Source organism: Methanococcoides seepicolus, from assembly GCF_023684405.1.
GTDB classification, from domain to species: domain Archaea; phylum Halobacteriota; class Methanosarcinia; order Methanosarcinales; family Methanosarcinaceae; genus Methanococcoides; species Methanococcoides seepicolus.
The window spans coordinates 1-8,418 of the sequence record NZ_JAGSOI010000081.1; the positions used below are offsets into that span (position 1 = coordinate 1).

General features: G+C 37.7%; 9 protein-coding genes and 1 pseudogene. All 10 read left to right on the forward strand.

Annotated features, from left to right (window positions below):
- Positions 1-161: 161 nt before the first annotated feature.
- Positions 162-770, forward strand: a complete 609-nt coding sequence (locus tag KDK67_RS12875) for a TolB family protein (RefSeq protein ID WP_250869213.1) — start codon at positions 162-164, stop codon at positions 768-770.
- Positions 760-1,611 (forward strand): ABC transporter permease, encoded by an 852-nt coding sequence (locus tag KDK67_RS12880; RefSeq protein WP_250869214.1) that lies wholly within the window; start codon positions 760-762, stop codon positions 1,609-1,611. The genes KDK67_RS12875 and KDK67_RS12880 overlap by 11 nt, the downstream gene beginning before the upstream one ends.
- Positions 1,612-1,624: 13 nt before the next feature.
- Positions 1,625-2,521 (forward strand): ABC transporter permease, encoded by an 897-nt coding sequence (locus KDK67_RS12885; RefSeq protein WP_250869215.1) that lies wholly within the window; start codon positions 1,625-1,627, stop codon positions 2,519-2,521.
- A gap of 13 nt (positions 2,522-2,534) precedes the next feature.
- Entirely contained in the window at positions 2,535-3,740 is a 1,206-nt protein-coding gene (locus KDK67_RS12890; protein WP_250869216.1) for a hypothetical protein, read from the forward strand.
- Between the two features lie 4 nt (positions 3,741-3,744).
- On the forward strand, positions 3,745-4,686 hold the full coding sequence (locus KDK67_RS12895; RefSeq protein WP_250869217.1) for an ABC transporter ATP-binding protein: 942 nt from the start codon (positions 3,745-3,747) through the stop codon (positions 4,684-4,686).
- Positions 4,687-4,815: 129 nt separating this feature from the next.
- The gene (locus tag KDK67_RS12900) at positions 4,816-5,223 is read left to right on the forward strand and encodes a LolA family protein (RefSeq protein WP_250869219.1); all 408 of its coding nucleotides are present in this window, start codon (positions 4,816-4,818) and stop codon (positions 5,221-5,223) included.
- Between the two features lie 182 nt (positions 5,224-5,405).
- Positions 5,406-5,960, forward strand: coding sequence for a DUF4367 domain-containing protein (locus KDK67_RS12905; RefSeq protein WP_250869220.1), 555 nt, complete (start codon positions 5,406-5,408; stop codon positions 5,958-5,960).
- A gap of 271 nt (positions 5,961-6,231) precedes the next feature.
- Positions 6,232-7,683 (forward strand): HEAT repeat domain-containing protein, encoded by a 1,452-nt coding sequence (locus tag KDK67_RS12910; protein ID WP_250869221.1) that lies wholly within the window; start codon positions 6,232-6,234, stop codon positions 7,681-7,683.
- A 38-nt stretch (positions 7,684-7,721) separates the two neighbouring features.
- On the forward strand, positions 7,722-8,003 hold the full coding sequence (locus KDK67_RS12915) for a PLDc N-terminal domain-containing protein (protein ID WP_250869222.1): 282 nt from the start codon (positions 7,722-7,724) through the stop codon (positions 8,001-8,003).
- A gap of 261 nt (positions 8,004-8,264) precedes the next feature.
- Positions 8,265-8,418: pseudogene (locus KDK67_RS12920) on the forward strand (IS66 family transposase); the annotation flags it as partial.

Genomic DNA, 8,418 nt, shown 5'->3' on the forward strand with positions numbered 1-8,418 from the left:
AAAACCAGGTTGAATTTCAGGGAGTGACTAAAATAGAGGCATAGTATATTGTTTTTTGGTAAAATCAATATCAAGCACTGATGGAATTGTGTTGAGTATTCTAAGTTTATATCAAAAACGTGAGGATGGCTGAATAGTTACACAAAAACAAGATATATTCAATGGATTCTGACGGTACAAATATTTCATTTATAGCAGATATTGGACTTACAACCCACCATATTTGGGATACTTATGAGTGGGAACAAATTTCGATAAGTCCTACTGGAGAACGTATTGCTTTCACATCAGCGTTGTACCAGAATGGGGAATTAATAGATTTGGAACCATCTCTCAAAAAAGCAAAAAACGTTGCAGCTCCGCTTTTTATAATAAATTCAGATGGTACAAATCTAACCCAGTTGACACCATCCTTAAAAGGCAGGCATGACTTTTTAGATAGATGGAGTCCTGATGGGAAGATATTGACAGCGGACTTCATCCATTTTTCTGAAAATGGAAATATGCATGGAAGCCCCTATCTGATCTCTTTAGATGATCAGGATATTGCTAATGGATGGAAAGAGACACCTGTGAGACAGATAATTGGCAGTGATAATCCTATTAAGATCAACAATGAGGACCAGTTGAATGAAACACCCGTTCGAAATGACTCATTATCCAATGGAACTGAAAATAAACAGATTCCATCTTTTCGGTTTTTTCAATTATTTTTCTGCTTGATGGGAGCATGGATACTGCAAAAAAAGAGGTTTTTCTATGACAAATAAAAATGCTGTGTTAATAATCGCAAAAAAGGAATTTTCAGATAAGCTGCATGAACCCAGTTTTCTCGTGATGATGTCCATTTTTATGGTCACATTGTTTGTATATACTCTGGGCAGCAGTAGTTTTAGCAATGTTGCCCGGGTAATCGGGGTGTTTTTTCCGATTCTTGCTATTGCCCTGGGATATGATGGTATAATAAAGGAAAAAAACAGTAAAAGTCTGAATGTTCTCCTGACTCATCCGTTATTCCGTGATAACATCATAACAGGTAAATTCTTTGGAATTTCCATAACCCTTGGACTGGTTGTGTTTATTTCCCTGATTATCATCGCAGCATCAGATTTTTTGATATCCGGGAAAATCGTACAATTTGAAGCATTGTCCCGCCTGATGATATTCGGAATATTTACATACCTATACCTTCTGACGTTTGCCGTGTTTGCCCTTTTCACATCAACGCGGTGTAAGACGGAAATCGGTTCTCTTGCATGGGGGGTCGTGATATGGATCAACATGTGTTTTGTGCTGGGCCCCACAATCATAATGCTTTCCTCTATTATTACTGGCCAATCCATGTTTGAAATGACGGACAAGTTCTTTTCCACAGGTGCTCTGCTATTCAACATTTCCCCCATACATCACTTTGCTGAAGTAACTGTAGGAAACTTGGATTTGAGTTATGGAACATTCGGTATCCAGAGAGATGTACATGGCTTTCTTGACACAAAATACTCTGTATCGTACTTGATTGGACACTACTGGCAGAACGTGATAATTCTACTTGCCCTTCCAGTAATACTGCTGGTTGCTTCATATATTTCATTCTTGAGGGAAAATATCTAATGAGGTGTATCAAATGGCAATTAATATTCATAATACTATGGTAATAGCAAAAAAAGAGTTCATTGATCACCTGAAGAGTCCAATTTTCCTTTCTTTTGCTATCACATTCACATTAGTCATTCTAGCGTGGTCTTATGTAAAAGGAATGGAAGTTGAATATACTTCAACTGTGCTGGGGATGCCGGATGTTATGAGAGGCTTTCAGGGAGTCACCAGCGTTGTTGGAAAATTTGCCCCCATTATAGGGATAGTTCTGGGTTTCGATGCAATTGTTAAGGAAATAAAATCGAATTCCATGAATGTATTGTTGACTCACCCACTATTCCGGGATAACATAATATTGGGAAAAATTCTTGGGTCTGCTACATGTATCCTGCTGATACTCTTCATATCAATAAATATTGCAGCAGGAGCCATGCTTATTGTTTCTGGATTGCCTGTAACAATGCAGCATCTAATTCGAATAGAGTTCTTTGTAGCAATAACTTTTTTCTACGTATTGTTTTTCCTTGCATTATCGATGATGATCTCGATTATTGCAAGAAAGGCTAACATATCATTACTATTCAACATTGCTATCTGGCTGGTAATTACTGTCTTATTTGCAGATTTGATTTTTAAATCATCATACATTTTGACAGACAGCGTTGAAATTGCAACTAAGCAAACGCTGAATTACATAAATTTTGTTCCGGAACACCATTATGCAGCACTTACAGGAGGTATGCAGGATGTTGCGAAAGAATCTCTAGGCTCATCATCAGCAATTGGAGGAATTTTTGATACCAGTTATTCCCTATCCGATTGGGCTGCTGAATTCTGGCCTAATCTGATAATTCTCGTATCATTTTCCATTGTATCACTAATAGCCTCTGTAATTGCATTTTTGAAAAAGGATATAACTTTATAAGATGGGGAGTGCCATGTGTCAAAATAATTCAGTAAAAGCGCTATTGTTAGTATTTTTTGTACTTCTTTCCCCGGCATCTTCTATAGCTTCTGCAGATTGGGGAACTGTAGTCGCAACATCGGAAACTACCGGGAAAGTAGCAATCTCAGGTGATATCATTGAATTTCCCATCACAGTTCAAAGAGGACATAATAGCAGTGAAAAAGCATGGATAGGATTATCAGTTTCAAGTGCTCCCGAAAATTGGGATGTTGGTTTTTACGAAGAAAATGGACAAATTCTTTTTCTGAATTTTCCTGAAAATGAAAACAAAAAAAGGAATGTTATTTTGAGAGTGAAAACTCCTTCAGAAGCGAACGATGGAGTATATTCAGTCTGGGTAAATTTTGTTCCGGATGAAGGAGACATTTCCATACAGGAATTTGTTGTAAAAATCGATAGTGATGCGGATATAAACATGCAATTATATTCTGCAATCCCAGGTCTTGAAACCTCTCCGGCAGAACCGGTTGAGTTTATTGTCACGATCGAAAATAATTATGATCACCGGATTAAAGTCAATCTGGATGTTCTGGAAAAGTCTGAGGATTGGGATATTCAACTTCTTGAAATTGAAAATAAAAAATATAGAATCACGAAGCAAAGTCTTGAAAAAAATAGTAAGCAGGATTTTATTGTTCGTGTCAATCCGCCTATTGATACTGTGGATGGGAGTTATACTATTACTGTTGCAGTAACCCCGGAAAATGGTCCGCAAAGTGCCAAAGAAACATTGGAATTGGAAATTAATGGTAACATTGAGACAAATGAAGCATTGGTACTCATCCCCGAAGAAGTAAACTTAATTTTAAGTCCGGGTTCCGATTCCGAGATTTATGTGACAATCAAGAATACAGGAATACAACAACTTGAAAATGTTGAACTTCGGATGCAGGATGTTTCTGGAATATCAACTGATGTAAGGATGTTTGGCGCCATCGATAAGCTTGACTCCGGTGAATCAAAAGAAATCCCCGTCCAGATATCAGTAAGGGCTGATGCATCTTCTGGTTCTAAGGACATTTTGATGCGTGCAATAAGCGATACTACCAATAGCGAAGATGGAACAATTGCTATAGTAGTTGAAAGATCAGAAAGTAGTGGTTTTTTCGGTGTGGGACTTATTCTGATTTCTATATGTGTTCTTGGACTGATTATTTATAAATTTGGAAGGAGATGATTTTATGGAATATGAATATCCAATTATTGTAAACGAATTAACGAAGAAATTTGGGAAACAAAATGAGATCGTAGCAGTTAATTCACTTAGTTTTAAAGTTAACAAAGGTGAGATTTTTGGTTTTATTGGTCCTAATGGTGCTGGTAAAACCACAACTATGAAGATGTTGATTGGTTTATTGGAACCAACCGGCGGCGAGGGTCACGTCGCCGGCTTTGATATCGTGAAAGAGATTATAAATATAAGGCAAATAACAGGGGTTCTTCCAGAACCGGCCGGTTATTATGATGATCTGACTGCTCGACAAAACCTGAGGTTTTATGCCAGCTTTTATGATATTCCTGACAAGGAAGATAAAATCGAAAAGTTACTTGAACTGTTAGGATTAAGTGATGCAATAGATCAGAAATTAGGTGGTTTTTCAACCGGGATGAGAAAAAGGTTTGGACTTGCTCAGGCACTCATAAATGATCCTGAAATTATTTTTCTGGATGAACCTACAAGTGGCATTGATCCAAAGGGTGCACAGATGATGCGTGACCTGATAAAGAAACTCAGCAGGGAAAATGATGTGACTATTTTCTTAAGTTCTCATTCAATGTCTGAGGTGGAAGAGATCTGCAACAGGATAGCGGTGATTGAGAAAGGTAAACTGCTGGCTGTGGGAACCGTAGAAGAGTTGCAGGATATGGTCAGAGAAAAAGAAGGAGTACAATATATTCTGGAAATATCAGATATTCTTCTTCAGGATGCTGCTGATAAATTAAATGAGATTGATGGTGTACATGAAACGTGCATCAGTGATGATGTGCTATATGTACATACAAATACGCATATGCGTACCGAAATTGCAAAGTCTATCAAATTGATGGGTGGTACTGTATCCAGATTCGAGGAAGACAGGATGGATTTGCAGAAGGTATTTTTGAAACTGATAGGGAGTTGAAAAATAACGATTCGGCTAAAATTTGATAATAACCTCATAAATCAAAATTTTCGCTAATTGTTTAAAACAAGTTTTGTACACTTTGTAGAAAAGTAGATAAATTCCAATATTGCAATTGGAGGTAAACAAATGAAGAGTAAATTCAAAAGACATTCAATGCTCATCTTGTTCATGATAATCTTGTCCGTTTTTATTTCAGGTTGCGGAGAAGAACCCAGTGCTGAAGAAGTTGTATCTAATATGCAGATGAGATTGGATGATCTCGATGATTACTCTTTTACAATGTATGTCAACTCAAGTTTCCAGAATCAGGGAGTGGAAACACAGGAAGTCATATGGAAAAAACCTGATCTTATGAAAACTACTATTCGAATCCCTGATAAAGATACGGAAGTAATTATGATCTCTGATAGAGAATTCCAGTGGATCTATAACTCCGAATATGAGACTGTTTTTAAAACGGAAATTTCTGATGATTTTAATGGGTTGAAAATATTCGAGCCTAATATTTATGCTGAGTTTCTGAATGGACCCTAAGAGGGAAGACGGCTTCTCTGCTTGTAGTAGAAGACTTGGATGGAAAGAACACATATTTGCTTGAGCTTACTCCTTCCGAGAACAATAAAAGTTCTCTTCAAGGGAGATCGATGATCTGGGTTGATAAGGATACCTGGATGCCCATCAGATAGGAGCTATATGATAGCAGTGAAATTCTGTATATGACGATTGAAATTCAGGATCTGAAATTAAATTCCGGGATTCCAGACTCGGAGTTTGAGTTTGAGATTCCAAAGAGGGCACAGGTAAAAGTACTGGGACCAGAAGATTTCAAAATTGAGCCAAAAGAAATTACACTTGAAGAAGCAAAACAACTTGTAGATTTTGATATCCTTATTCCTGAATACCTCCCAGACGGATATGAATTCAGTTATTCAGTGTTTTTTTCCAGTGAGGATACTCCGTATTCGGCTTTTCTTCATAGCGGGTTTAGTGCTTTTGCAGGTCAGCATTACAAACAGGTTACTCTCGTGTATGCAAACGGAGATGATGAAATACGTATTACTGAAAAGATCTCCGAAAAAGGCTTGCCTGAAATTCAGGGGTTTGGAAGTGAAGGAGAATATGTTTTGGTCAATGGCAAGAAAGGGATGATCTATCCGGCATTTGGAGGTAATATGAAAGCTCTGGCCTGGCAAAATGAGGGGCGTAAAGTTACGATTCTTTCCTCCCTTGATAAGGCGGAGCTATTAAACATTGCAGAAAATCTCACATGAAATATTTAGTGAAGTTGTAAAAAAACTCCTTGATTTTGTGACCATATCTTCCAACTGAAAGGGAACAGTTTGATGACATGGCTAGAAAATATTTATAGGGTGAGTTTATAGAAGTACGTACACATTCGAAAAGATGTTTGGTGGGGTTCGAATAAACTTTCCTGAGCGAATTTGAACTCCACCTGCCCAGAAGCATGGTTACGTTTTCCTCTTAAATAATTAAAGTTTGCTTGATCTTACCTCTGGGGTGAATGAAATAAAGAGGTAAAAGATGAAATTAAAACTACTTTTTGTACTGATCCTTGTGGTTGGCATGATGGGTCCGGGATTGGCTGCAGGAGAAGATGCAGAACAAAGTAATGGATCTATTGAAGAGCAGTTACCTGGAAGAGTCCTGACGCAGGATGAAGCAATGGCAATTTTTGGTAATGCTTCATGGGATTATCAAATACCCGACGAATTACAGCAGGATCAAATCAAAAACTCAATAACAAATTCAATCGAAAACTTATCCAGTCAAAATGTATCCGTAAAGTCGGACGCTGTGAAAAAACTTGTGAAAATGGGGTCGGTAGCTGTAAAACCTCTTATCCAGGCATTGGAAAACGACAATCCTGATATCCGGGAGAACTCTGCGCTTGCCCTTGGTAAAATCGGGGATAAAAGGGCAATTGAACCCCTTATTGAGCTAATAGACGATGAAAATTGGGAAGTAAGCCATGCGGCGGAAATCGCCCTTGGAGATATAGGGGAAGCAAGCATTCTTTGGGATACGGAAGAAGAAAACATCGGATTTTTGATAGCTCATGCCAAAAACCAGAACAAAACTGTACCATCGCGACAAGTAGCAGTACGCACTCTGGGAGAATATAGACAAAAAGCAGTATCCCCTCTTATTCAATTGTTATCTGATGATGAGAACTTTTTGCTGCACTCTGACGTAAGATATGCCCTGTACAAAATCGGGGAACCTGCCGTAGAACCTTTGATTGAGTTACTGGAAAGTGATGATTCCGATGTGAAATCCTGCGCCGTTAAATCCCTTGGCGATATTGGCGATGAACGCGCAATTGAACCGCTTGGCAAAGTCTTGAACGATGAATCAGGACAGGTTAGAACTCTTGCAAAGTTCACTATAGAAAAAATTGAAATGCCAAATGAGAAGGAAATTTCTTACGGTTTTTACAGAGAAGTTCCTGATTTATATCTAGAAGGTGAATGGGGGGAAGGGTTTGACAATCCCGACACCATTGCAAACACTTCAAAACTTGAAACTGTTCCATACAATGCAATTTACGGAAAAAGATCCAATTTTTATATCGAAGATGAAAGATGGGAATATCTTGACAAACTCGACACTATTGGAAATGCTTCAATGATCGAAATAGAAAAATACATCCGGCCCGAAGGTCCGGTATTTATGTGTGGATACAATTATGAGGGTTACATTTCAGTTGGTATTGTAGCAGATTCAGGAGTCAATGAATCCCTGATGAATGAAATCTATGATATATTTGATCAACATGCACAGGATATTGGAATTGAAAATATACCTGTTGTGTTTGAGTATAGAAATATTGAAACTAATGAGGGCTTGACGTTGAATAATTCAGATAATAATGAATCTAAGCTTGATAATACATCCGATAGGCAAGTTCCGGGGTTTGGTATTCTTAGTGGACTGGTTTGCTTGTTTTGTAGGTGGATATTCAGAAGAAAATAAATAATGTTATTGTTTTTAAATGATAGGGGGATATAAATTTGAACAAGAATACGTCAGAATGGATAACTTTTGGAGTTATAGCCGTATCAATAATTGCTTTGACATTCTATGCGGGTCAACTATTATGGGGAATTATTGCAATAGCTATTGTTTTCTGGCTCTTTATGTTATGTGACTGCCTTCAAAGGAACGCAGAGGATTTTCCCAGCAAAGGAGATCATGATAAACTGATCTGGTCGCTTGTCCTAATTTTCCTGAATTTCATAGGTGCGGTGCTCTATTACTATCTGGTCAGGATACAGGGTCTGGATGGTGAATAATTATGATCACAGAAGTTCAGTATTTAATGCACAATATCGCAAAATGTCTTTTTCACAAATATGCAAGTGCATTATTTGGGTTGTTGTTGCTTGTTACAATTTTAGTAACTATTCAGCCATCCTCACGTATTTGATATAAACTTAGAATACTCAACACAATTCCATCAGTGCTTGATATTGATTTTACCAAAAAACAATATACTATGCCTCTATTTTAGTCACTCCCTGAAATTCAACCTGGTTTTACCAGGCACGAGGTGATTGATTACGAAACGCAAAGAAATCCTGGCAGTTTATGAACAAGGTCCAGAAGCAGTTGTTACTCTTGTCACCACGTTATACGACATAATTGCTGAACAACAAAAGATCATCGAGTTACAGGCTGCTAGAATAACAGAACTCGAAGAACGAGTTA